At 60.2% G+C, this 24,018-nt stretch carries 18 protein-coding genes and 1 pseudogene; 5 read left to right on the forward strand and 14 right to left on the reverse strand.

Annotated features, from left to right (window positions below):
• Positions 1–197 precede the first annotated feature (197 nt).
• A complete protein-coding gene (locus tag FKG95_RS12620; RefSeq protein WP_142896747.1) occupies positions 198–2,540 on the reverse strand; it encodes a primosomal protein N' in 2,343 nt (780 codons plus the stop codon).
• Positions 2,541–2,667: 127 nt separating this feature from the next.
• Here FKG95_RS12620 and fsa point away from each other — a divergent pair, with 127 nt between their 5' ends.
• From fsa to FKG95_RS12635, 3 genes are all read left to right on the forward strand, one after another.
• The gene (gene fsa, locus FKG95_RS12625) at positions 2,668–3,324 is read left to right on the forward strand and encodes a fructose-6-phosphate aldolase (protein WP_142896748.1); all 657 of its coding nucleotides are present in this window, start codon (positions 2,668–2,670) and stop codon (positions 3,322–3,324) included.
• A 107-nt stretch (positions 3,325–3,431) separates the two neighbouring features.
• On the forward strand, positions 3,432–4,190 hold the full coding sequence (locus FKG95_RS12630; RefSeq protein ID WP_142896749.1) for a DUF484 family protein: 759 nt from the start codon (positions 3,432–3,434) through the stop codon (positions 4,188–4,190).
• Positions 4,169–5,191 carry a tyrosine recombinase XerC gene (locus tag FKG95_RS12635; RefSeq protein WP_142896750.1) on the forward strand — a complete coding sequence of 341 codons (1,023 nt, stop codon included), beginning with the start codon at positions 4,169–4,171 and terminating at the stop codon, positions 5,189–5,191. The genes FKG95_RS12630 and FKG95_RS12635 overlap by 22 nt, the downstream gene beginning before the upstream one ends.
• 8 nt (positions 5,192–5,199) lie before the next feature.
• On the opposite strand, the gene FKG95_RS12640 is transcribed toward FKG95_RS12635, so the two are convergent.
• The 9 genes and pseudogenes from FKG95_RS12640 to zapE form a co-directional block, all read right to left on the reverse strand.
• On the reverse strand, positions 5,200–6,411 hold the full coding sequence (locus FKG95_RS12640) for an MFS transporter (protein WP_142896751.1): 1,212 nt from the start codon (positions 6,409–6,411) through the stop codon (positions 5,200–5,202).
• A gap of 64 nt (positions 6,412–6,475) precedes the next feature.
• The gene (gene lpdA, locus FKG95_RS12645) at positions 6,476–7,885 is read right to left on the reverse strand and encodes a dihydrolipoyl dehydrogenase (RefSeq protein WP_142896752.1); all 1,410 of its coding nucleotides are present in this window, start codon (positions 7,883–7,885) and stop codon (positions 6,476–6,478) included.
• A gap of 28 nt (positions 7,886–7,913) precedes the next feature.
• Positions 7,914–8,285 (reverse strand): hypothetical protein, encoded by a 372-nt coding sequence (locus FKG95_RS12650; protein ID WP_142896753.1) that lies wholly within the window; start codon positions 8,283–8,285, stop codon positions 7,914–7,916.
• Positions 8,286–8,341: 56 nt separating this feature from the next.
• A complete protein-coding gene (odhB, locus tag FKG95_RS12655; RefSeq protein ID WP_142896754.1) occupies positions 8,342–10,036 on the reverse strand; it encodes a 2-oxoglutarate dehydrogenase complex dihydrolipoyllysine-residue succinyltransferase in 1,695 nt (564 codons plus the stop codon).
• Between the two features lie 111 nt (positions 10,037–10,147).
• The gene (locus FKG95_RS12660; RefSeq protein ID WP_142896755.1) at positions 10,148–13,102 is read right to left on the reverse strand and encodes a 2-oxoglutarate dehydrogenase E1 component; all 2,955 of its coding nucleotides are present in this window, start codon (positions 13,100–13,102) and stop codon (positions 10,148–10,150) included.
• Between the two features lie 58 nt (positions 13,103–13,160).
• The gene (sucD, locus tag FKG95_RS12665; protein WP_142896756.1) at positions 13,161–14,036 is read right to left on the reverse strand and encodes a succinate--CoA ligase subunit alpha; all 876 of its coding nucleotides are present in this window, start codon (positions 14,034–14,036) and stop codon (positions 13,161–13,163) included.
• Entirely contained in the window at positions 14,037–15,233 is a 1,197-nt protein-coding gene (gene sucC, locus FKG95_RS12670) for an ADP-forming succinate--CoA ligase subunit beta (RefSeq protein WP_142896757.1), read from the reverse strand.
• Between the two features lie 656 nt (positions 15,234–15,889).
• Positions 15,890–16,837, reverse strand: a pseudogene (mdh, locus tag FKG95_RS12675) (malate dehydrogenase); the annotation flags it as partial.
• Between the two features lie 261 nt (positions 16,838–17,098).
• Positions 17,099–18,217 carry a cell division protein ZapE gene (gene zapE / locus FKG95_RS12680; protein ID WP_142896759.1) on the reverse strand — a complete coding sequence of 373 codons (1,119 nt, stop codon included), beginning with the start codon at positions 18,215–18,217 and terminating at the stop codon, positions 17,099–17,101.
• 168 nt (positions 18,218–18,385) lie between these two features.
• Here zapE and FKG95_RS12685 point away from each other — a divergent pair, with 168 nt between their 5' ends.
• On the forward strand, positions 18,386–19,327 hold the full coding sequence (locus FKG95_RS12685; protein WP_142896760.1) for a glycosyltransferase family 9 protein: 942 nt from the start codon (positions 18,386–18,388) through the stop codon (positions 19,325–19,327).
• Here the strand turns inward: FKG95_RS12685 and FKG95_RS12690 are convergent.
• Together FKG95_RS12690 and FKG95_RS12695 are read right to left on the reverse strand one after the other, a co-directional pair.
• Positions 19,310–20,284, reverse strand: coding sequence for a glycosyltransferase family 9 protein (locus tag FKG95_RS12690; protein WP_142896761.1), 975 nt, complete (start codon positions 20,282–20,284; stop codon positions 19,310–19,312). The two genes, FKG95_RS12685 and FKG95_RS12690, sit on opposite strands and share 18 nt — an antisense overlap.
• A gap of 75 nt (positions 20,285–20,359) precedes the next feature.
• Positions 20,360–21,106, reverse strand: coding sequence for an SDR family oxidoreductase (locus tag FKG95_RS12695; RefSeq protein WP_142896762.1), 747 nt, complete (start codon positions 21,104–21,106; stop codon positions 20,360–20,362).
• Positions 21,107–21,328: 222 nt separating this feature from the next.
• Between FKG95_RS12695 and FKG95_RS12700 the strand changes: the two genes are divergently transcribed.
• Positions 21,329–21,535 carry a DUF6494 family protein gene (locus FKG95_RS12700; protein WP_142896763.1) on the forward strand — a complete coding sequence of 69 codons (207 nt, stop codon included), beginning with the start codon at positions 21,329–21,331 and terminating at the stop codon, positions 21,533–21,535.
• A 182-nt stretch (positions 21,536–21,717) separates the two neighbouring features.
• Here FKG95_RS12700 and FKG95_RS12705 read toward each other — a convergent pair whose 3' ends face one another.
• Together FKG95_RS12705 and FKG95_RS12710 are read right to left on the reverse strand one after the other, a co-directional pair.
• Positions 21,718–23,244 (reverse strand): hypothetical protein, encoded by a 1,527-nt coding sequence (locus tag FKG95_RS12705; protein WP_142896764.1) that lies wholly within the window; start codon positions 23,242–23,244, stop codon positions 21,718–21,720.
• Between the two features lie 113 nt (positions 23,245–23,357).
• Positions 23,358–23,996 (reverse strand): FMN-binding negative transcriptional regulator, encoded by a 639-nt coding sequence (locus tag FKG95_RS12710; protein WP_142896765.1) that lies wholly within the window; start codon positions 23,994–23,996, stop codon positions 23,358–23,360.
• Positions 23,997–24,018 lie beyond the last annotated feature (22 nt).

The following is a 24,018-nucleotide window of genomic DNA, read 5'->3' on the forward strand; positions in this document are numbered from 1 at the left end:
AAAATCGTTAAGAGCAGGTTACCCCGCCCCGAGCGCGCGTTTGGTATCATAGTCACCGGGGCGTTGCAAGACGAGTCGGATGAAACCCGGGAGGCCTTGTGCAAGGCATTGTATTTCAAGCATCTGATTGGGTCGTTTTCCCTCTTCGGACGAGGGAAAAATCGCTGAAATTCCACAAAAAATTGGCGTTTTTTTGATCAAAAGAAGCTGTAGGGGTCGATATCGATCTGCAGGCGAAGGCGGCTCGGCAACCTGATCCCCGCTGTCCACTCCCGTATCACGGCCTGAGGCGAGAGATCACGGCGGGTTTTCAACAGGAAACGGCGCCGATGGCGGCCACGCAGCAATGCCATCGGTGCGGGCGCCGGGCCGAGAATTTCGATACCTTCCTGCCCGGGTGCCCGCTTGGCGAGATTCCTGCAAAAGCCGTCCGCATCGGCCTCCACCGGGCTCGAGATGATCAAAGCCGCCAGACGCCCGAAGGGTGGCAGGTAGGAGCGCTGGCGCATCTGCGATTCCATCTCGAAGAAGCTGTCCCGGTCTCCCGACCGCAAGGCCTGCATGACCGGATGATCCGGATCGGACGTCTGCAGAACCACCCGGCCCGGGCGACCGGCACGTCCGGCGCGCCCGGCCACCTGGTGGAGAAGCTGATAACTGCGCTCGGAGGCTCTGAGATCGCCACCGAACAATCCCAAATCCGCATCCACCACCCCAACCAGGGTCAGATCGGGAAAGTGGTGCCCCTTCGCGACGACCTGAGTCCCGATCAAGAGGTTGATTTCCCCGTCCTGGACGGCCTGAATCATTTTCGCTGCCGCATTGGGTCCTGTCAGAGTGTCACTCGCCATCACAGCGCGGCACGCATCGGGAAAGAGCGCCGCGGCCTCCTCGGCGATACGCTCCACGCCGGGGCCGCAGGCGGCGAAGGAATCGCTATCCCCGCATTCCAGGCAGCACTCAGGCCGCCGGGCCCGGTAGCCGCAATGGTGGCACTGCAAATCGCCCGCCGGACCCTCGCCCTCGACTGAGAAACTCCGGCCCCGGTGCTCAACCAGCCAGGCTGTACAGTGCGGACAGCGCAGCCGGTGACCGCAGGTCCGGCATAGAGTCAGGGGCGCGTAACCGCGGCGATTGAGGAACAGCATGGCCTGCTGTCCTTGCGCAAGGGTCTCGGCAATGGCGGCGCGCAGCGACGGCGCCAGCCAGCTCTGGCCCAGGCCCTCGATCCGGGTCGGTTTATCCTTGCGCAGATCCAGAAGTTCGATTGATGGCAATTCGGCACCGCCGTGCCGTTTATGCAGCTTCAGGCAGCCATAGCGGCCACTCTTCACGTTGGTCAGAGTTTCCAAAGACGGTGTCGCGGACGCCAGAACGATGGGAAAACTGCCGAGTCGCGCACGCACAACGGCCATATCACGGGCATGATAGCAGACCACGTCCTCCTGCTTGAACGCGGATTCATGCTCTTCATCGACAACGATCAGACCAAGCTCACCGTAAGGCAGAAACAACGCGGAGCGGGCCCCCACGACAACCCTCGCTTCTCCCTCGGCCACCGACCGCCAGGTGTCACGGCGCTGTGCCGGCGTCAAATCGGAGTGCCATTGGGCCGGCGCGACCCCGAAACGGCGCCGAAAACGTTCGAGCCACTGTCCCGACAATGCGATTTCAGGCAAGAGAACCAGCGCCTGCCGACCCGCCGCGAGGCACTCGGCAACAGCTTCCAGGTAAACCTCCGTCTTTCCGGAGCCCGTCACGCCATCCAGCAGACTGACCGAAAAGGCGCCGTCCTGCACCGAAGCCCGAAGTCTTTGGACAGCATCGGCCTGATCCCCGAAAAACTCCGGTGACGGCAGATCCAGATCGGGTGTTTCGAAACGCCGGGGCGACGCAACCTCAACCTGCTCAAGCAAGCCAATCTTGATCATCCCGCGCACGACAGAAGCACCGACTCCGCCGGCCAATGCAAGATCCGCAGGTGAACGGGCGACGCCGTCCTTCGCCTCTTCAAACACGCGCCGGCGTGCCGCCGTCCATTTGATGTCAGCGTCTGCTGCTTCGCCGTTTTTCTCTCTCGATGCCGGAAGCCGCACGGCGAGAGACGGCTTGGGCGCCTGCAGTGCATCGGGCACGGACAACGCCATCCTGAGCACCGCGCCCTGCGGCGCCATGGTGTAATCCGCCACCCACTCCACGAAGCGCCGCAGCAGCGGGGTCATGGGCGGCGCGGCACAGAGACGCAGGATCGGCCGCAGGCGATCTTCAACAATGTCAGCTTCAACGTCGGACGTGCTGTTTTCAGGCTCGCGCTCCGCCGGGTCCCAGACCACAGCGGTCAACTCGCGTTTACCCAGTGGCACCAAAACGATGTCACCCGGCCGAACGTCCAGCCCGGGCGGGACTTTATAGTCGTAAGGGTGATCCAGAGGCAGCGGCAGAAGGACCGCAACCCGATTCGGAGCCTCGAGCAATCCCGGCAAGACGCCATTTTCGCCGGTCTGGGACGGCCGGGCAGATCTGGCATGGCGGTCGGGCATGGGCTACACTCTGGACGTACCGCCCGTAAGCGGCTATCACGCGGTTGGAGACAACAATTTTGCGCGTCGAAGAAGCCATGACAAGCTCCCTCGCCGCGTATCTATACAGAAAGGTGCGCAGCGGAGCATGAAGTTCTTCATCGATACGGCAGACGTCGCGGAAATCCGCGAACTTGCCGCTACCGGCCTGGTCGACGGGATCACGACCAATCCCTCTCTGGTGGCCAAGACCGGCCGCGATTTCCTCGAGGTCGTGGCGGAAATCTGCGATATTGTTCCGGGACCGGTCAGTGCCGAAGTGACTGCGACGGATCACGAAACCATGCTGACGGAGGGCCGGAAACTGGCCGCCATCGCGCCGAACGTGGCGGTCAAGGTGCCCCTGACCCCGGACGGCCTGAAAACCTGCAAGGTTCTCTCCGACGCCGGGACCGAGGTCAACGTAACGCTGTGTTTCTCCGCAGCTCAGGCACTGCTCGCGGCGAAGGCCGGCGCGACCTACATTTCCCCTTTCGTTGGCCGCCTGGACGACATCGGGATTGATGGACTGGAGCTTATTTCGGATATCGTCGAGATCTACGACGCCTATCCCACAATTGACACTCAGGTCCTGGTTGCTTCGGTACGTGGCCCAGCCCATGTGATCGAAGCGGCCAAGATGGGCGCGCATGTTGCCACCATCCCGCCCGGTGTCCTCAAAGCCATGTTCAATCACCCGCTGACCGATAAAGGCCTATCTGCCTTTCTGGCAGACTGGGCCAAGACCGGTCAGTCAATCTTGTGATAAGCTGGCTGTGAACTGATCGGTTGATTCCGCGGGAAGCTGGGAGGCAACCCGCAAGATCCACCGCGCAGAAAGAATTCGGCTCGAACAGAATGAAGCGGAGCAAAATGACCGGTAACCCACGCGACGCGGCCCCAAAAAAGGGTACAGAGGAGAAAACCGCCTCTGAGAAAGCCGCCGAGAACGCGCCGCTGACGGCTGCCCGGGTGGCGCAGTACCTGCGCCAACACCCAGAATTTCTCGCCCGCAATCCGGCCTTACTGGAAAAAATCGAGGTTCCCGGCAGAGACCAGGGTGACGGAGTCGTCGACCTTCAGCGCTTTATGGTCGAACGTCTGCGCAGCGAATTGGCTGAGATGGAAGCGAGCCGCGACGAACTGGTCGCCAATGTCCGCAACAATATGGCCACCCAGAGCCGCACGCATGAAGCCATTGTCTCGCTCCTGGCGGCACGCAGCTTCGAACACTTCGTCGAGACGGTAACCACCGACCTTGCGATCGTTCTGGATCTCGACGTGGTCGCCTTGGGAGTCGAACACACCCAGGGCGAAGGCCAGAACCAACCGCCGGCCGGCGTGCGGAGCCTGCAATCCGGCATAGTCAACGAGATCTTCGGACCGACTCAAAACATCCTGCTGCGTAACGATATCGACGGTGATCCCTCGATTTTCGGCGCGGGAGCGGGGCTGGTGCGTTCCGACGCGCTGATCAGGCTCAACATCAGTTCCGAAGCGCCGCCCGCCCTCTTGGCCTTGGGATCCCGGCAATCGGATCAATTCGACCCGGGACAGGGAACCGAACTTCTGCGCTTTCTGGCTCAGGTGATCGAACACACCTTCAGGGCATGGCTGAGCCTGCCGGAATAACCGGCGTCAAAGCCGGAAAGCCCGACGCATCCGAGTTATATGCTCTCGTGCGCGCGCAGGCCGCACGGCTTGACGTCGCCGCCGATCTGCGGGCCGCTTATGAGTCCTGGGTTGGATTCTTGAGCGAAGAAAAGCGTTTCTCGGCCCATACGGTCAGCGCCTACGCCGCCGATCTCGCCCATTTCCTGAACTTTCAGGCGGCGCACCATGGCGAGTTGCCGAACCTGCGCAGATTGAGCGCACTGACCACGGCCGACTTCCGCGCGTGGCTGGCACAGCGCGTTGGCGGAGGCATCAAAGCGTCTTCGAACGCCCGCGCCGTCTCCGTGATCCGCAGCTTCTTCCGCTGGCTCAAAAAAGAAGATCTGGCCGACAATACCGCCGCGGCCCTGTTGCGCCGTCCCAAGGTTCCAAAATCGATTCCAAAAGCCTTGAGCGCCAGCGAGGCGCAGGACACGCTGAACACGATCGGCGAACTCTCCGACGAACCTTGGGTGGCCCGCCGGGACGTCGCCCTGTTGCTGCTGCTCTACGGCTGCGGACTGCGAATCGGCGAAGCCTTGAGTTTGACTTTTGCCGACGCGCCGGGACGCGGTCAGGACACCATGGTCATCACCGGCAAAGGCAACAAACAGCGCATGGTGCCGTTGTTGCCCGTCGTGACCGAGGCGATCGCGGATTACCTCAGGTCCTGTCCCTTTGAGTTCACCGGCAATGACTCTTTGTTCCGGGGCGTGCGCGGCGGTCCCATGAGCGCGCGCGTGATCCAGAAACGCATTCAATCCTTGCGCGGCCTGCTCGGACTGCCGAGCACCGCCACGCCACACGCATTGCGGCACAGCTTTGCCACCCACCTTCTGGCGGGCGGTGGCGACCTGCGCGCGATCCAGGAACTCCTGGGACACGCCTCGCTCTCGACCACCCAGCGCTACACCGATGTCGACGTCGAGAGTCTTCTGGCAACCTATGATCAGGCCCACCCGAGAGCACAGAAGAAATAGAGTTAGGGTCAGGCAGGCGATGGAGCCTGCCGCGTCAGGCGGAGCAGAACAAGAGGTCCAAGGGCGGCCCCCAATCCGAGAAGCCCAAAGGCAAGACCCCAGGCCAGGATCTCACCCGTTCCTCCCGCAAGATCGAGTACAACGCCAAAAGCCAGGGGCGCAATCGCGCCCACACCAAAGCCCAAAAGGGATTGCAGGGCCATGGTTGCCCCTTTGCGCGACCCTTCGGCGTTCTGAATCACCCCGGTCGTCAGCGACGCGGATTCGCCCGTGACCGTCAGGCCGTAGAGCCCACACAAGAGAACGACAAACCCGAAGGGCAGGGCCGCCGTGAACCCAAGTGTGCAAGCAAGCGCTGCGGAGCAGAGCATGATGACCGTGATCACCCGGCGCCGGCCGAATCGCAAGGACAGTTCGTTTCCGATAACGCTTGCGGGCAGTCCCAGCAAAAGGACCACGGTCGCCACCTGTGTGGCATTGAATCCCCAGGTCTGGTCCGGCTGCAGCGAGATCGAAAAAGCCAGGAACACCACGATCCAGTTGCGAAAACCGAAGAGTTCCCAGATGTGCGCAGCGTAGCCCAGGATGTAACCGAAAGCGGGCCGGTTCCTCACGACAGGCCGGACATCGAGAATATCGCGCAATTTCTGCTGTCCGCGCGGCTGAGCGGATGGACCCACGGTCAAAAACACCAGCAGAAACGCGATGACACTTCCCGCCGCCGCCGCGCCGAAAGCCCAGGACCAGCCGGCCAGGAGCGTGACCTCGCCGGCCATCAGAACGGACAGGCTGTTTCCAATGGCAAAGTGCGCCGTATAGAGGGAAATGGCCCGGCTTTGAAGCCTTCCTGAAATGCGGTCGGTCAGGATCTTCAGTCCGACCATGTAGGTCCCGGCCAGGCTCACGCCAGCCAGGGCACGCAAAGCCATCGCCGTCCAGAAGCCTTCCGCCCAAAGGGCAAAGGCCAGAGCCGAGATGGCGCTGAGCGCGGTGGAATAGAGATAGATGGAACGGGCATCTTCGCGATCGGTCAGGCTGACCAGAAACGGCACAGCCGCCGCGTAGCCGGCGTAGTATATGCCGCTGATCCACCCGGCTTCAGTATTGGAGAGACGCCATTCCGCTTGAAAGGTCGGGATCAAGGCCGGAAAGCTCGCGTTGCTCAGCATGACCAGCACGAGCGAAACGACGAAGACCGCGATCAGTCCAACCGGACTCATTTCGTATCAAGCAGGCTGTCGGCCCGCTGATTGGCCAGCCACTTGGCCCACTGACAAGCCAGCCTCAAATGTGGATCGGTCTGCCATCGACCGCAAGCGCGGCTTCCTTGACGGCTTCGCCCATCCCGGGATGTGAATGACAGGTCCGGGCGATGTCTTCTGCGGAAGCGCCGAATTCCATGGCAATCACAGCCTCGGCGAGGATATCACCGGCAAGAGGGCCAAGGATGTGAACGCCCAGAACCCGGTCCGTGACCTTGTCGGCCAGGACCTTGACCAGTCCGTCGGTATCGCCGATGGCCTGGGCACGGCTGTTGGCCGTAAAAGGAAACTTTCCGACCCGGTAGTCCACGCCGTCTTCTTTCAACTGCTCCTCGGTTTTGCCGACCGAGGCGACTTCGGGCCAAGTGTAAACGACGCCGGGTACGAGATTGTAATCGATATGTCCGCTTTGACCGGCCATCATTTCCACGCAAATCGTGCCCTCTTCCTCCGCCTTGTGGGCGAGCATAGGGCCGGGCACACAGTCGCCGATCGCATAAATGCCCGGCACATTGGTTTCGAAGGATTCATTCACCTGGATGATGCCGCGATTATCCTTGTTCACACCCAGTTCTTCCAGCCCCAGGCCATCCGTGTAGGGCCGGCGGCCAATGGAAACCAGCACCACATCGGCTTTGATTTCCTCGGCATCGCCGCCCTTTGCGGGCTCGACGGTCAAGGTCACGGCGGTCTTGGTTTTCTTCGCGCCGGTCACTTTTTTACCAAGCTTGAACTTCAAACCCTGTTTCGTGAGCACCCGTTGGGTCTGCTTGGCGATATCGCCATCCATGCCCGGCAGGATCCGGTCGAGGAACTCGACCACGGTAACCTCGGCCCCCAGGCGCGACCAGACCGATCCGAGTTCCAGACCGATGACCCCGGCACCGACCACCACCATGGATTTCGGCACCTTGCCGAGTTCCAGTGCGCCGGTCGAGGTTACGATCTGCTTTTCATCGATGTCGAGACCGGGCAGAGGCGTGCTTTCGGAACCGGTTGCGATCAGGATCTTCTTGGCCTTCAGCGTTTCGTTGCCGCCGTCCGTCAACTTGACAGCCACCTCACCAGCCTTGGGGATGGAGCCTTCGCCTTTGATGTAGGTGATCTTGTTTTTCTTGAACAGGAACTCGATACCGCCGGTCAGATTGCTAACCACCTTATCCTTACGTCCCATCATGGCCTTGAGATCGAGTTCGATTTTACCCAGCTTCACGCCATGCTCGGCAAAATGCTTGTTCGCATCTGCAAACTTTTCAGAGGATTGGAGCAGAGCCTTCGAGGGAATGCAGCCGACGTTCAGGCAGGTTCCGCCCAATGCACCGCGTTTTTCGACACAGGCCGTCTTCATGCCGAGTTGTGCCGCACGGATGGCCGCAACATATCCACCCGGACCGCCGCCAATGACGACAAGATCGTATTCCTGATCACTCATGACTCTTGGCTTCCTCTCAACAACTCATTCAGTCTTCCGGTTCTGAACCGACGGGTTCAGGATCCGAAGCAGTTTCTTCCCTGGGCGCTTTACCAGCAGGCAACTCGACCCGAAACCCACCGCCATCGATATTGGCAATCGGACGGGTCTTTGCAACGAGGCCTTTTTTCATCAGCTCGACAAGATGGCGTCCAATCGGTCCGAAGAGAGTCTCGCCGCTTCCGGCGCTGGCGGGCTCAAGTCCGATCCGCACGGACCTGGCATCATCACGAAAACGCTGCCGCTCCACCATCCGGTCGATCGAGGCCACACTATGAGGCAGATCCAGGCCACGCAGGTCCAGTTCGTATTCCGCATCGCTATTGACGTCTAAAAAGCGCGTCAGCTTTCTCTCATCCATCGCCGCTGACCTACTCTCCGGGGCGCAAAGCTTTTATTTTCACAACGCAACCTGCGTCACATATCCAACAAAAGCCGCTGCGGATCTTCGATGGCTTCCTTCACCTTCACCAGGAAGGTCACGGCTTCACGGCCATCAATAATGCGATGATCGTAGCTGAGTGCCAGATACATCATCGGCCGGATTTCCACCTGGCCATTGACCGCCATGGGGCGCTCCTGGATTTTGTGCAGGCCCAGGATTGCTGACTGTGGCATATTCAGGATCGGTGTCGACATCATGGACCCGAAGACACCGCCGTTGGTGATGGTAAAGGTCCCGCCGCTCATCTCATCCATCGAGAGTTTGCCGTCGCGGCCCTTCTTGGCCAGTTCGCCCAGGCTCTTCTCGATATCTGCGAAAGACTTCTGATCGCAGTCACGCATGACCGGAACCATCAGGCCGTTCGGCGTCGAGACCGCCATGCCTACATCATAGAAGTGATTGTAGACGATTTCCTCGCCGTCGATCCGTGCATTTACTGCAGGTAAGGCTTGCAAGGCTGCCACAACAGCCTTGGTGAAGAAGGAGGAAAAGCCCAGCTTCACGCCATGCTTTTTCTCGAAACCTTCCTTGTATTGAGCCCGCAGCGCCATCACGGCGCTCATGTCGACTTCGTTGAAGGTCGTCAGCATGGCAGCCGTGTTCTGCGCATCCTTCAAACGCCGCGCAATGGTCTTGCGCAGCTTGGTCATCTTGACCCGCTCCTCGCGGGCTCCCGCCGCGGGTGTTGCAGCGGCGGGTGCGGAAACGGGCGCCGTAGCGACTGCTGCGGGCGGCGCCGGCGGGTTCGCCATGAAGGCTAGAACGTCGTCTTTGGTGATCCGGCCGTCTTTGCCGGTCCCTTTGATCTGTCCCGGATTCAGATGGTTCTCGTCGATCAGCTTCCGCACGGCGGGGGAAAGGGTCATTGCTGCTGGCGGCGTATTGGCCGTCAGGAACGAAACCACATCTGCCTTGGTGATTCCGCCATTCGAACCGCTCCGCGGCGCTGAGCCGGGATCCAGGTCAGAAGCCGGCGCGACGGCTGGGCTTGATGCTGCGGGGGCTGCCGCAGGTGCGCTCGCTGCAGGTGTCGCAGGAGCAGATGCCGCCGCAGGTGCGGACGCTCCGGCGCCACCGGCGGTCACGACACCAAGGATCGCGGCGACACCAACCGTGGCGCCCTCCTCGGCAACGATTGACGTCAGCGTGCCGTTGCTGGGCGAATTGACCTCGAGAGTCACCTTGTCGGTTTCGAGTTCGACCAGCGCCTCATCCGCGGCAACCGGATCGCCAACCTTCTTCATCCACTGAGCAATTGTCGCTTCAGTGACCGACTCACCCAGAGTCGGCACGATCACGTCGACGGCTTCACCACCATTCACGGCACCGCCCGTGGGCGCCGAAGGCGCAGCGGGCGCCGCTTCAGCGGCAGGAGGTGTCGCCGGTTCGGATTTGGCAGCAGGTGCGGGGGCCTCGGCAGCGGCACCGCCGCCTTCACCGATCCGTCCGAGCAATGCCCCGACCTCCACGTTGTCGCCTTCTGCCGCCACGATCTCAGCCAGCACACCTGCCTCAGATGCATTGACCTCAAGAGTGACTTTGTCGGTCTCGAGCTCCACAATGGCCTCATCCATCGCGACCGCTTCGCCAGGCTTTTTGAGCCATTGCGCAACCGTGGCCTCGCTCACCGACTCGCCAAGAGCCGGAACAACAATATCCGTCGGCATTGTCTGTCAATTACCCCATTTTACCGGGCCGCATATGCACGCCCTAGTGTCTCATATTCCAGGTGGCAGGCGGAACGGCAGGCTTCAAGATCACCCTTCCGCCGCCAACAGTTATTTCTTGCCGCTTTTCGCGGCAGGTTGCTTAGCGGCAGCGGCCTTACGGGCCGCGATACGTCCCATCGGCTTGCGGCCAATCGTCAACGCGTCATCGATCAAGGCAGCCTGCTCCGCCAGATGGCGCTTGTTCTGACCGGTCGCCGGCGATGCGGCGGACGCACGTCCGGCGTAGCGCGGTCTCGGATTCTTGAAGCCCATCTCCATCGCGACTTCTTCAATGAATTCGTTAGCGTAGCTCCAGGCTCCCATGTTGCGCGGCTCTTCCTGGCACCAGACGATATCGCAGTTACGATAGGGCTCCAGCTCCATGGCGAGGGCATCTGTCGGGAAAGGATAAAGCTGTTCCATCCTCAGGAAGTGCACGTCCTTGATCCCCCGCTTTTCACGCTCCTCGACCAGATCGTAGTAGACCTTGCCGGTACAGATCACGACTTGCTTTGCATCCTTCGGCTTGCTCGGGACGTCGTCGCAGTACATGACACGATGGAAACAGCTGCCCGGCCCCATGTCGCTGAGCTTCGAAACGCAGCGCTTGTGTCGCAGCAGCGATTTCGGCGTCATGATGATCAGTGGTTTGCGGAAGTCCCGGTTCACCTGACGGCGCAGGACATGGAAGTAGTTCGCCGGCGTGGTGCAGTTCACGACCTGGATGTTGTCTTCGGCGCAGAGCTGCAGGAAGCGTTCGACACGTCCTGACGAATGCTCAGGCCCCTGCCCCTCGTAGCCGTGCGGCAGAAGCATCACGACACCCGACATCCGCAGCCATTTGGACTCGCCGGATGCGATGAACTGATCGATGATAATCTGGGCGCCATTGACGAAGTCGCCGAACTGGGCTTCCCACAACACCAGTGCACGCGGCTCGGCGAGAGAATAGCCGTACTCGAAACCGAGAACGGCCAGCTCGCTGAGCGGGCTGTCGAAAATCTCGATAGGGGCCTGATCTTCGCGAATGTACTTCAGCGGCTTGTAGCGGGTTTCGTCCTCCTGATCGATCAGGGCCGCATGCCGCTGAGAAAAGGTGCCGCGATTACAATCCTGTCCTGAAAGACGGACCGGCGCTCCTTCGATCACGAGGGAACCAAAGGCGAGCGCCTCAGCGGTTGCCCAATCGATGCCCTCGCCGCTTCGGAACATGGCTTCCTTGGTTTTGAGCTGACGAGCGATCTTGCGATTCAGATTGAAATCCTCTGGAACACGCGTGAGCGCCGCGCCAATCTCCTTCAAGGTCTTCAGGGGAACCGCCGTCTTACCACGCCGCGCGTCATAGCCCTTCGCAGTGCCCAGGCCGCTCCAGGCGCCTTCCAGCCAGTCCGCCTTGTTCGGCTTGAAGGATTTAGATGCCTCGAAGTCCTGATCCAGCCGCTGAACCCATTCCTGAACCATGGAATCGATTTCCTGACGGGTAAAGGTTCCTTGAGCAATTAGCTGATCGGAATAGATCTGACGTGTCGTCGGGTGCTTCTTGATCTTGCGGTACATGATCGGCTGCGTGAATGCTGGCTCATCGCCTTCGTTGTGACCGAAGCGGCGATAGCAGAACATGTCGATGACGACATCTTTTTCAAAAGTCTGCCGGAACTCGGTCGCGATCCGCGCGACGTGGACCACAGCTTCAGGGTCATCGCCATTCACGTGCAGGATCGGTGCCTGAATGATCTTGGCGACGTCCGAGCAATAGGGTCCAGAGCGCGAGTTGATTGGATTGGTAGTAAAGCCGATCTGATTGTTGACCACGAAATGGATCGTGCCACCGATGCGATATCCCTTCAGTTCCGAGAGATCGAGCGTCTCGGGCACGAGCCCCTGCCCGGCAAAGGCCGCATCGCCGTGCATCAGCAGGGCCATGACCTTCTTGTTGTCACGGACCTCGCGCTGGTTCTGCTTCGCGCGCACCTTGCCGACGACGACCGGATTGACCGCCTCGAGGTGCGACGGGTTCGCCGTCAGGGACAGATGAACCTTGTTGCCGTCGAACTCGCGGTCGGACGACGTTCCCAGGTGATACTTCACGTCACCGGAACCGCCAATGTCCTCGGGGTGGGCGGCACCGCCCTGGAACTCCGAGAAGATCGCCGTGAAGGGCTTGCCCATGAAGTTGGCCAGCACATTGAGCCTGCCGCGGTGCGGCATGCCGACGACCACTTCCTCCAGGCCCATCTGGCTGCCGCGTTTGAGGATCTGCTCGAGCGCCGGGATCATGGACTCGCCGCCATCCAGGCCGAAACGCTTCGTGCCGGTGTACTTCTTATCGAGAAACTGTTCGAAAGCTTCCGCCGCGATCAGGCGCTCTAGGATCGCCTTTTTGCCGTTGTAGGTAAACTCGGTCTGATTGTGGATCGATTCCACGCGCTCCTGAATCCACGCCTTCTGCGCCGGATCCTGAATATGCATGAACTCCACGCCGATCGTGCCGCAGTAGGTCTTGCGCACTGCCTCGACGATCTGACGCAAGGTGGCGGTTTCGAGACCAAGCACGCGGTCGATGAAGATCGGCCGGTCCAGGTCGTTGTCCGTGAAGCCGTAGGTCTTGGGATCCAGTTCCGGATGCGGCTCGATCGGCTTCAGACCGAGCGGGTCCAGTTTGGCTTCGAGGTGCCCGCGGACCCGGTAAGCCCGGATCAGCATCAGCGCCCGGATGGAATCCAAGGTCGCGGCCCGGACATCGGCAGGTGTGATCCCGCCCGCCGGTGTCACACCGTTGGTGCCCACCACCGGAGAGGGTGCAGCAGCCGGAGCCGCCGCACCGGGTGCCGCCGCATCGGGTGCCGCCGCACCGTTCATTCCGGTCAGGAGGCTGCGCGCATCCTCTTCCAGATCGCCGAAGAAAGATTTCCAGCCCTGGTCCACGGACGAGGGATCAGCCAGAAACTTCGAGTAGAGATCCGCGATAACCGCGGCATTGGGACCGTAGTAGGACGGGTCCATTTCAGGATGCGGGTGTGACATCTTTCCGTCTCGGCCCGGTCCGGGTGGCCCCGGCCAAGCCACCTCCTCTTCTCTCCAATTAGCCCTGCATCGCGCGCAGCATCGTGCTGCCCAAGCTGGCAGGGGAGTCAGCAACCAGGAAGCCGGCAGACTTCATGGCTTCAATCTTGTCTCCGGCGCCGCCACGGCCACCGTCGATGATGGCACCGGCATGTCCCATGCGCCGTCCCGGAGGGGCCGTCACACCGGCAATAAAGCCGCAGATAGGTTTCTTGGTGCCGGACGCCTTGTAGAACTCGGCGGCCTCTTCCTCTGCGCTACCGCCGATTTCACCGATCATGATGATGCCCTCGGTCTCGGGGTCCTTCAGGAAGAGATCCAGGCAATCGATAAAGTTCGTTCCGTTCACCGGATCACCACCGATCCCGATACAGGTCGATTGACCCAGGTCCGCAGCGGTGGTCTGAGCAACGGCTTCATAGGTCAGGGTGCCCGAACGCGAGACCACGCCTATTTTGCCGCGCTGGTGAATGTGACCGGGCATAATGCCGATCTTGCATTCATCCGGCGTGATGACACCCGGGCAGTTCGGGCCGATCAGGCGGGAGCTGGAACCTTCCAGAGCGCGCTTTACCTTGACCATATCGAGCACCGGAATGCCCTCGGTGATGCAGACGATCAGCTCAATGCCGGCATCGACCGCCTCGAGGATCGCGTCACCCGCAAAGGGCGGCGGCACATAAATCACCGAGGCGTTGGCGCCGGCGGTATCGACAGCTTCGGCAACCGTGTCGAAGACCGGCAGGTCGAGATGCTTGCTGCCGCCTTTGCCCGGCGTAACACCGCCGACCATCTGCGTGCCGTAGGCAATGGCCTGTTCGGAATGAAAAGTACCCTGCGCACCGGTGAAGCCTTGGCAGATGACTTTTGTGTCTTTGTTGACCAGGACTGCCATTTAATGTGCCTCCTTCACGGCGGCGACCACTTTTTCGGCCGCGTCCGCCAAGTTATCGCCCGACAGGATCGGCAGACCCGATTCAGCGAGAATCTTTTTCCCCAATTCCACGTTCGTCCCTTCCAGGCGCACAACGAGCGGAACATGCAATTCGACTTCGCGTGCAGCCGCCACAACACCCTCTGCGATGACGTCGCAGCGCATGATACCACCGAAAATGTTAACCAATATGCCTTCAACGTTTGGATCGGAGAGAATGATTTTGAAGGCTGCCGTCACGCGCTCCTTGGTCGCGCCGCCGCCAACATCCAGGAAGTTGGCCGGCTCGCTGCCGTAGAGCTTGATGATATCCATGGTCGCCATGGCAAGCCCGGCGCCATTGACCATGCAGCCGATGCTGCCGTCGAGCTTCACGTAGTTCAGCTCGTGACGCGCGGCTTCCAGCTCCATGGGATCTTCTTCGTCCTCATCGCGCATGTCAGCCACGTCTTTGTGACGGAAGAGCGCGTTGTCGTCGAAGTTCATCTTGGCATCCAGGGCAATCACCTGTCCGTCACCGGTCACCACCAGCGGATTGATCTCAACGATGCTGGCGTCGAGTTCCATGAAAGACTTGTACATCGCCATCATGAACTTCACGGCCGAATTGACCTGCTTACCCTCCAGCCCCAGGCCAAAGGCAATCTGGCGTCCGTGGTAGGGCATGAAACCCTGCGCGGGATCGATCGCAATCTTCAGGATCTTCTCGGGTGTTTCGGCGGCAACCTCTTCGATCTCCATGCCGCCTTCCGTCGAAGCCATGACCGTCACACGGCTGCTCGCCCGGTCGATCAGCATGCCGAGGTAAAGCTCACGCGCGATGTCGCAGCCTTCTTCGATATAGAGGCGTTTGACCTGCTTACCCGCTTCACCGGTCTGTTTGGTCACGAGAACATGACCCAGCATCTTGCGGGCGTTCTCCTTGACGTCATCCAGCGATTTGCAGATCCGGACACCGCCGTCACCGTCGGGATCGTCCGAGAACCGCCCCGCACCGCGTCCGCCGGCATGGATCTGCGATTTTACGACCCAAATCGGACCACCGAGCTCGCGCGCGGCGTTCTCGGCTTCTTCGGGCGTGTAGGCGACGCCGCCGCGGGGCACCGCGACACCGTATTTGGCGAGCAGGCTCTTGGCCTGATATTCATGAATGTTCATTGGCCATCAAATATAGTTTGTGAAGAGAGTGGGCGATGCGGAAATCCTTCAATCATCTCGGCAGTGATCCCGGGCGTAGCAGCGACCCCGGACGCAACAGGATACTCCGTTGCGCCCAAACGCCCCTGCTTCAGTAAAGCAGACCGGTTACTCCAAAGCAGGTTCCTTGACATAACCTTACCTTACCACGCTGCCTTTGCCGCGCCACAGGCTTCATGGCACAGCTTGCGAAGGATTTTCCACATCCGAAATCACGCCTTTTTCGGTGTTGTCTTCGGGGCTGCCTTGGGGGCCGCCTTAGGAGCCGCAGGCTTTTTAGCCGGAGCCTTCCTGGCGGCGGTCGTCTTGGCGGCGGCCTTCTTAACCGGCGCTTTTCTGGCTGCCGGCTTTGGCTTAGCAGCAGCTTTTGGCGCTGCGGGCTTTTTAACCGCAGGCTTTTTAGCAACAGTCTTTTTCACGGCTGCCTTTGCTGTTGTCGCTGCCTTTGCCGCGACCTTCTTTACCGCCGCCGCAGGTTTTGCTGCGGCTTTCGCCACAGCCTTCTTGACCGTGGTTTTACCTGGGGCTTTAGCGGCCGCTTTCTTTGCCGGTGCTTTTTTAACGGGCGCCTTTTTTGCAGGTGCCTTGGCAGCAGCCGGTTTCGCCGGTGTCCCCTTCATGATACCTTTACAGACATCAACCAGCCCCTTCACAGAACCGACCGATTTGTTCAGCATCGCCTTTTCGCTGGCGTTCAACTGCAATTCAACGACGCGCTCCGCACCGCCGGCACCGATAACCACCGGCACGCCGACATACATGCCTCTGACGCCATACTGTCCGTTGAGGCTCACAGCACAGGGCAGCACCCGCTTCTTATCTTTCAGATAGCTCTCCGCCATGTTGATCGCGGAGGCGGCGGGCGCATAGAACGCCGACCCGGTTTTCAGCAGGCCGACGATCTCGGCTCCGCCATTGCGGGTCCGATCGACGATTTCGTTCAGGCGCTTGCGGGTGATCCAGCCCATCTTGATCAGATCGGGCAGCGGGATACCGGCAACCGTCGAGTAACGCACCATCGGAACCATGGTATCGCCGTGGCCGCCCAGCACGAAAGCGCTGACGTCCTCGACTGACACGTTGAACTCTTCCGCCAGGAACAGTCGGAAACGCGCGGAGTCCAGGACCCCGGCCATGCCCACGACCTTGTTGGCCGGCAGGCCCGATGCCTGCTGCAGCACCCAGACCATGGCGTCGAGCGGGTTAGTAATGCAGATCACAAATGCGTTCGGGCAGTTCTTTTTGATGCCTTCGCCGACGGCCTGCATGACCTTGATGTTGATGCCCAGAAGATCGTCACGGCTCATACCCGGCTTGCGCGCGACCCCTGCGGTCACGATGACCACGTCGGCGCCTTTGATGGCGGTGTACTTGCTGCTGCCGGCAAGCTTGGAGTCAAAACCTGCGACGGTGGAGAGCTGAGCGATGTCGAGTGCCTTACCCTGGGGCACACCGTCGACAACGTCGAACAGCACGATATCTCCCAGGTCTTTCAGTCCGGCGAGCAAAGCCAGCGTACCACCGATGTTACCGGCACCTACGAGCGCGATCTTCTTGCGAGACATAGAATTTTCCTTGAACGGATTACGAGGACGGAGCGATGCGGGCATGGCGGTCTCCACGCCCTGAATATATTACGGTTAACTAACGCGAATCCGTTTTAAGGGCAAGCAAACTGGGCCGGTTTCCAGGACTTGCCACAAAAGATTGAACGCTTTTTATGTTTTAACGCGGGAAGCATAACAAAAGGTAAGTGAAAACGGTGGATTTCGGCCACAACCAGGCGTAATCACCTCCGGCTCAGAAAGCATCGTCATAGTCAAAAATCATGTCAGATGTTCAAGTGCGATGTACTCGCTGGAGCGCATTTCCTGCAGGCGGCTGACCGTGCGCTCGAACTCAAATGCCCCATCGCCGGTCGGGTAAAGCCGCTCGGGCGGCGCTTCAGCCGATATCACGAGATTGACCCGGTGCTCGTAGAGGGCATCAATCAGGGTCATGAAACGCCGCGCCTGGTCCCGGTTCTCAGGTCCCAGGGCGGGGACACCGGACAGGATGACGGAATGAAACTGGACGGCAATCGCCAGGTAGTCGCCCGCCCCCAGCGGTTTGGCGCAAAGCTCGTCGAAGGTAAAGCGCGCCACCCCCCGCGCCGCCATCGAAACCGGCAGACTGCGGCCTTTGAAATGCAGTGAAGTTGGCGCGGCGACAGCGCCATCGGTCAATTGCTTGAAAGCATCTTCCAGGGACGCCGATGCCCGCGGTCCCAGCGGTGCGTAATAAACAGGCAGGTTCCGCATGCGGTGACGCCGGTAGTCAACGCCGGAGTCCAACTCCAGCACGTCGAGCCTCTGCTTCAGAAGATCAACAAAAGGCAGGAAGCGATCACGCTGGAGTCCGCCCTCGTAGAGACGGTCCGGCGGCCAGTTGGAGGTCGTTACCACGACAACGCCCCGCTCGAACAGTGTTTCGAACAGACGGCCGAGGATCATCGCGTCGGCAATATTGACCACATGGAATTCGTCGAAGCAGAGCAGCGTTGCCTGCTTGGCAATCTCCGCGGCGAGGTCGGGAAGCGGATCCGCTTTCGCCCCTTTGGTTTTTTCACGCCAGATATGCAAGCGGTCCTGAACCTCCTGCATGAAGGCATGGAAATGCACCCGCCGCTTGCTCTCGCAAGGGGCCGATTCAAAGAAGACGTCCATCAGCATGGACTTGCCGGTGCCGACCCCGCCGAATATGTAGAGACCCTGCGGCGGTTCAACCCGGCGCTGGGCGAGGCCAAGACGCTCCTTCCATCCAACGCGCCCGCTGGAGAGCTGATAGTTTTTAAGGGCGTTGTGCAGGCTTTGAAGCTTCTCAGCCGCCAGTTCCTGACCCGGGTCGCGGTTGAGTTCACCGGCGGCGCGCTTCGCTCGGTAGGTAAAGAGAGGTCCGTCAGTCATAAGTGCCGTCTGGGATCGCTTTTCGGCCTGTGCATCGAATGTCCACCGGCGTCGGCGGGCAGCTCCATGTTAGCTTCCCGTTAGTAAGGTATTCTTGTCGTCTCGTCACCTGTCGCGCTCGCAAAACCGGATTTGCGGTATGCGGGATATCGGTGTTAAGAGGACGCAATGGCCAATTCCGAACAGATCCTGATCATAAAGCTGAGCGCCCTGGGCGATTTCGTATTGTCTCTCGGGGCCTGTCAAGCCATTCGAAAACACCACCGCGATGCCAGAATCACGCTCCTGACGACAAAACCCTACCAGCCACTGGCGAAGGCCAGCGGCCTCTTCGATGAGATCTTGCTGGATAGCCGTCCACGTATCTGGCAACTTCCCTCGCTCGTCGCCCTACGCGCGCAACTGCGTTCAGGGCGGTTCGACCGGGTATACGACCTGCAACGCAGCGATAGATCGGGTTTTTACTTTCGCCTGATCGGTCAGCCCAAACCCGAATGGGTTGGTAAGGTCGCGGGTTGCTCACACCGCTATCTGCAGCCCGGCGATCAGGTCTTGCACATCTCGACCCGTGAAGCGCAGCAGCTCGCACTGGCCGGTATCACAGACATCGCCCCGGCCGATCTGACCTTCGCCAACGAGGACGTGACCGGGTTTGCGGTGCCGGACGGTTACGTGCTGTTGGTCCCCGGCGGCGCGCCGCACCGACCGGCGAAACGCTGGCCTATGGAGCGCTATGCCGAACTCGCGGCCTGGATCGTGACGCGTGGATACACGCCTGTGCTTCTGGGCACCGCCGCGGAACAAGAATCACTGGAACTGATATCTGCGGTCTGCCCAAGCGCCCTCAACCTCTGTGGTCGGACCAGCCTGCTTCAAATCGCGACCCTGGCCAAGTCCGCGGCGCTCACCGTCGGCAACGACACAGGCCCGATGCACCTGATCGCGCCCGCGGGCTGTCCGCTGGTATCCCTCTTCTCTCACGAGTCGGATCCGGCAAAAGTCAGCCCGCGCGGTGCTGAAGTGACGATCCTGCGGCGACCGACCCTCGAAGACCTGACACTCACCGAGGTGACCGATGCTTGCGAACCGCTGTTACCCCTGCGCCGCTGACCCCACATTCAGTCTTTGCATCAAGGCAAGGGCAGCCTCCTCGACAGAGTCGGTTTGAAGACTGGTCATCCAGCTTTTCGGCAAAGTGTGGTGATAACCGGGCTGGTTGATGATTTCATCCAGGCTTTCCGGCGTCCGCACGAAGCCGCAGTGGGCACCCCAAGGACCATAGCGGCGTTCCGAACTCGGCCCGAACAAGCCTAGTGTGGGCACGCCGACAGCGGCTGACATATGCATCAGTCCACTGTCGTTGCCGACAAAGAACACGCAGCGTTTGAGACAGGCCGCCGTCGTCAGAAGACCCGCCTTACCCACCAGATCGATGGTCCTGTTCGCAGGCAAAGCATGCATCAAAGCGGCCGCCTGCGCTTCTTCGCCCGGCGCACCGAGCACAGCCAACCGCGCCCCTTGCAGAGGTCCCGCAGGTCCCGTCAACCTGCGCGCCAGATCCACAAAGCGTTCCAACATCCACGTTTTGCCGATCCAATTGGCCGTCGGACCAACGGCCAGCACGGGGTCGCCATCCGGGATCGCCTCAAGAGCCGCCCGCTCGTGCTCTACCGCGAGCCAGATCTTGGGGGCGGGTGGGTTTGCTTCCTCGCCGATCAGACGGGCCAGCTCGAGCACGCGCGGCTCGTCGTCGAGTTTCGAGGTCACGGTCAGGCTGCGTCTGCAGCGCACTGTCCAGGAAAACTTGGATGCGCGCAGGTCGACAACCAGATCCCAGCGGGTGCCGACACACTGCCACCAAAGATCGCGCCAATGACCGGCATGCTTACGCTTCTTCATCGGCAACAGACGCTGCAATCCGGGCACAGCTTCAAAGAGTGGCGCGCAGACCGCCCCGGCGGCCACGGTTATCTCCGCGCCCGGATGACGCTCGATCAGAGCGGATAGAATACCGGTCGATTGAACCGCGTCGCCGATCCGGTTCGAGGTAATGAAAAGAATACGCATAGGCTGCAGGTAAAAGCACAGCGCGCCGCAAGTGACAAGGACTGCTTTGCCCCGCCGGAACGATGGTTTCCTGCTTTAACGGCCACCGGCACAGCGCAGAATGGCGCCGCTGACATATGAAGCCTCTTCCGACAAGAGCCAGAGAGCCGCTTGCGCGACCTCGTCAGGTGTCGCAGCCCGGCCGATCGGAACGACAGATTCAAGGCGGGCCACCCGGCCCGGCTCGCCGCCGGACGCATGCAATTCGGTCTCGGTCAAGCCTGGCGACACGGCATTGACCCGAATGCCCTCGCCTGTAACCTCTTTGGAAAGGCCCAGGGTAAAGCTATCGACCGCACCTTTGGACGCGGCGTACCAGACGAACTCGCCGGGGCTGCCGAGTGTCGCCGCACCCGAGGAAATCGAGACGATCCCGCCGCCCGCGCCACCGTGCTTACCGGACATTCGTAAGACGGCTTCACGGGAACAGAGCATGACGCCCATAACGTTGATATCGATTGTTTGCTGCATGGTCTCCGGGTCGGTCTCATCCAACCGGCTGATCCTGCCGGTAATACCGGCATTGTTCACCAGAGCCGTAACCTCACCCAACGCGCGCGCGCTCTCCGTGAAGAGGCGGCTGACGTCATCAGCTTTCGAGACATCAGCCTGGATGCCAATCGCGCGGCCACCCTGTGCCGTTATCTCACCGACGACCTCCTCGGCCGCCGACGCGTTCGATTGATAATTCACGCAGACCGCGTAGCCGCGCGCGGCAGCAAGCTTTGAGATGGCGGCACCGATTCCTCTGGCGCCGCCGGTGACGATAGCAACTTTCGACATCTTGGTCCTCTGGCGAAGGTGTTTACGAGTTCAGACTACGCTCTGATCTGCCGCAGGCAAGAGCAGACATGTAGGGGGGCATTTTCCCGATATCCAACCCGCCTGCGGCAAATGGTCTGGCTGAGTGTCTCGGCTAAAAAGGCATTGCTCAAGCCTTTCCCGCATGGTTTTTGTCACTCGAACAAGCCGGACAGCGGTCCGGAGCGAATAAGGAGAAAGCAAATGGATGAAGATGCCTTCAACATGTCTCTGCGGAAATTCCTGAAAAAGGTCGGCGTGACTTCTCAGCGCGAGATCGAGCAGGCCGTCCGCGCCGCCCATGAAAACGGAAGCCTCAGCGGGAAAAGCAGCGTTCAGGCCAAGGTCACGCTCAAAATCGAAGCGGTCGGCCTGTCCCACGACATCGACGGCGAAATCAACATCTCCTGACGCGGACTCGGGTGCTGTCAACCCGGCAAGCTCACAGTCTCATCATCATTTAGCTGCTGCCGCCGAATGCGCGCGGCCTTCGCTAAAACGCCGACGGCCCCCTTGTCTGCCGCCAATTTGATCCGCGGCGACAAGGAGGCCGTTGCTTGTTTCACCCGCCCGTCAAAGCCGGGCACACAGCCTTACTGTGCAGCGGCGGGCGGGGGATGCACCTGGTTGCCGTTCAGAAAAACCGCACCCTCCGGTTTGAATTCCACGACATAATTCGTCACAGAGGGCACCTGACCGCCTGGGACCGTCTCGCCGCTCGACAGGAGAACCATCGTCCCCTGCATGACCTGTTGCGCGACCTGGGGATCCTGAACTGACTGGGATGCTTCAAACAACTGCATCAAGCCCTGAATTTCGGCGCTTACGAGACCGGTCAGTTGGAGAGGATTGTTCGCGTCAAACTGAAGGTTTCCATCCAACGTCGCTGAAACCAGATCGGACTCGATCGATTGGCCGTCAAAGGACATGATCGTGCCGGCCTCCAACATGATCTCGGTCATTCTTTCCTGGAGTATACCAACAACCGGCGATCCCTGGCTCAACAGATCGAGTGAAGAAAGTTGAGCAAAGGTCTCGCCATAGGCTGCGTGGATCGCGGCCATCGGATAACGCTTCAGCGTAAAAGGAACGGTCCAGCGCCGGGGCAGAAGCTTCAAGCCGGACTCAGCGACCGGATCTCCCGGTTTTGAAAGAGAAAATCCGCGAACGGACAGCAACTGGGAGATGGTTATGAGGTCTTGCCCGGCTTCAGGCGCATCCATGCTGATTGTCATATCCGCCATGGCGAACTTTGTTTCGGGATCGTCATAGCTGATATCCTGCAGCCTGAACTCCCCGGAGAGTGACTCCGTATTGTCCACGCCGCCAAACCAGGTGCGCAGCACCTGAAGCAGGATTTGGTCATCGACCTCCTCGGCTTCGGAAAAAAGATCGAAAACCTTGGTCATTTTAGCCGATTCGGCCGCAAAGTCGGACGTTGCAAGGTCAAAGTCAGCGCTAAGCTCGCCAATCCCGAAGTCGCTCCGCTGATCCGATGCTGAGACGGACAGGTCCGCAATCTTGAAGTCCACTCCCTGCGAGGCGGCGTTCTCGCCCGTCATCTCTGTCGTCAGGGCGATCGACATCTCGGCAATCCGGATCGTGTTCTGATGAACCTCGTTATAGGCGCCGCCCTCAACCGGCTTTTCGATATCGAACAGGAAGTTCCGGCTTAGAAAATCCAACTCTGAGAGCTCCTCGGTTTCAGAGGAGATCACGCCGTTCAAACGTTCCAGCCCAATGCGCAAGACCGTTGGTGCCGACCCTTCGGCCAGGGAGCCTGCCCGGAACTCCTCAGGAATTCGGACATCCTTGAAACGATAGTCGACTTCCCCCTCTGGTTTTACGAGAAACGTAACGTCACCAATCGGAAAGTCTTCGACCACGCCCTGCTCTCGAACTTTCATATCTTGGATAAGAACCTGATACCAATCGCCTGCCGGTTCCACTGAGAGCGCGTAAAGCAGATCGATTTCCGGGTCGTCCACAAAAATCGAAATCAGAAATTTTTCAACACCGTTTTTTATCTTCGTTGCCGGATCGTCTGCAGCCTGCAGAGGCGCCCCCAAAACCGCCAATGCAAACAGGAACCCCAAACCAAAAAAAGCACGCCGCAGCATAGTTTCACCTCATTTACTCCGCAGAGCTCAGGCTAAGCGGAATCAACCTGCAAGCACAAGTTACAGATGCGAGTTGAATCTACATTAGGTTGCAGGATTCACTCGAGACCGCTTTATTCCGCCAGATTCCGCGCCATGAGTCCGGCGATTGCCCGGGCGTCGGTGTCGCGCTCAGCCAGCACCTCAATCGCATTGCGCTGCATTTCGGGCGCTTTGTTCTGGGAGAGTTTCGCCTTGGCCTCGACCCGCGTTATCAGAATCTCGAAACAGACGATGCCGCGGCTCATTCCCTCCACAAAGCGGCGCTCCAGGCGGTCGAGGGTCCAGGGCTGTTCCTGCAAGGATTCCTGCTTTTCCACCAGCTTTTCTAGCAGGTCCATGACCTCCGCCGGCGCGCGCAGGATTTGCGGGCGCCCATAGACATGCACGGCGGTGTAGTTCCAGGTCGGCACCGCTTTAGCCTCGGGGCCGTACCACGCTGGCGAGATGTAACTGTGCGGTCCCTGAAAAACCACCAGAACCTCGCCGCCCCCGGACATGGCTTCGAGATCGCGCCACTGCCTGTTGGGCCGCGCCATGTGACCCAGCAACCTTCCTTTTGGGCCTGCCGTTTCGTCCAGCAGGAACGGCAGATGCGCCGCTGTGGGCGCGGCATGGGATCCCCCGATGACCAGAAGACCGAAATCATGCTCGACGATGGTCCGCCTGATCTCTTCCGGATCGGTGAGAGCGAAACTTTCGGGAACAAACATGGCTTGCGCTTTCTCGAGTTGT

The sequence above is a fragment of the Denitrobaculum tricleocarpae genome (assembly GCF_007004665.1).
In the GTDB taxonomy this organism is placed as follows: domain Bacteria; phylum Pseudomonadota; class Alphaproteobacteria; order Kiloniellales; family Kiloniellaceae; genus Denitrobaculum; species Denitrobaculum tricleocarpae.

Excerpts from the sequence above, each read along its gene's own strand:
- odhB (WP_142896754.1), bottom strand. The coding sequence starts at position 10,036 with ATGCCGACGGATATTGTTGTTCCGGCTCTTGGCGAGTCGGTGAGCGAG.
- FKG95_RS12690 (WP_142896761.1), bottom strand. The coding sequence starts at position 20,284 with ATGCGTATTCTTTTCATTACCTCGAACCGGATCGGCGACGCGGTTCAA.
- FKG95_RS12710 (WP_142896765.1), bottom strand. The coding sequence starts at position 23,996 with ATGTTTGTTCCCGAAAGTTTCGCTCTCACCGATCCGGAAGAGATCAGG.
- fsa (WP_142896748.1), top strand. The coding sequence starts at position 2,668 with ATGAAGTTCTTCATCGATACGGCAGACGTCGCGGAAATCCGCGAACTT.
- FKG95_RS12685 (WP_142896760.1), top strand. The coding sequence starts at position 18,386 with ATGGCCAATTCCGAACAGATCCTGATCATAAAGCTGAGCGCCCTGGGC.
- FKG95_RS12700 (WP_142896763.1), top strand. The coding sequence starts at position 21,329 with ATGGATGAAGATGCCTTCAACATGTCTCTGCGGAAATTCCTGAAAAAG.
- sucD (WP_142896756.1), bottom strand. The coding sequence starts at position 14,036 with ATGGCAGTCCTGGTCAACAAAGACACAAAAGTCATCTGCCAAGGCTTC.
- zapE (WP_142896759.1), bottom strand. The coding sequence starts at position 18,217 with ATGACTGACGGACCTCTCTTTACCTACCGAGCGAAGCGCGCCGCCGGT.
- FKG95_RS12650 (WP_142896753.1), bottom strand. The coding sequence starts at position 8,285 with ATGGATGAGAGAAAGCTGACGCGCTTTTTAGACGTCAATAGCGATGCG.
- FKG95_RS12620 (WP_142896747.1), bottom strand. The coding sequence starts at position 2,540 with ATGCCCGACCGCCATGCCAGATCTGCCCGGCCGTCCCAGACCGGCGAA.
- FKG95_RS12640 (WP_142896751.1), bottom strand. The coding sequence starts at position 6,411 with ATGAGTCCGGTTGGACTGATCGCGGTCTTCGTCGTTTCGCTCGTGCTG.
- FKG95_RS12705 (WP_142896764.1), bottom strand. The coding sequence starts at position 23,244 with ATGCTGCGGCGTGCTTTTTTTGGTTTGGGGTTCCTGTTTGCATTGGCG.
- FKG95_RS12635 (WP_142896750.1), top strand. The coding sequence starts at position 4,169 with ATGGCTGAGCCTGCCGGAATAACCGGCGTCAAAGCCGGAAAGCCCGAC.
- FKG95_RS12630 (WP_142896749.1), top strand. The coding sequence starts at position 3,432 with ATGACCGGTAACCCACGCGACGCGGCCCCAAAAAAGGGTACAGAGGAG.
- lpdA (WP_142896752.1), bottom strand. The coding sequence starts at position 7,885 with ATGAGTGATCAGGAATACGATCTTGTCGTCATTGGCGGCGGTCCGGGT.
- sucC (WP_142896757.1), bottom strand. The coding sequence starts at position 15,233 with ATGAACATTCATGAATATCAGGCCAAGAGCCTGCTCGCCAAATACGGT.
- FKG95_RS12695 (WP_142896762.1), bottom strand. The coding sequence starts at position 21,106 with ATGTCGAAAGTTGCTATCGTCACCGGCGGCGCCAGAGGAATCGGTGCC.
- FKG95_RS12660 (WP_142896755.1), bottom strand. The coding sequence starts at position 13,102 with ATGTCACACCCGCATCCTGAAATGGACCCGTCCTACTACGGTCCCAAT.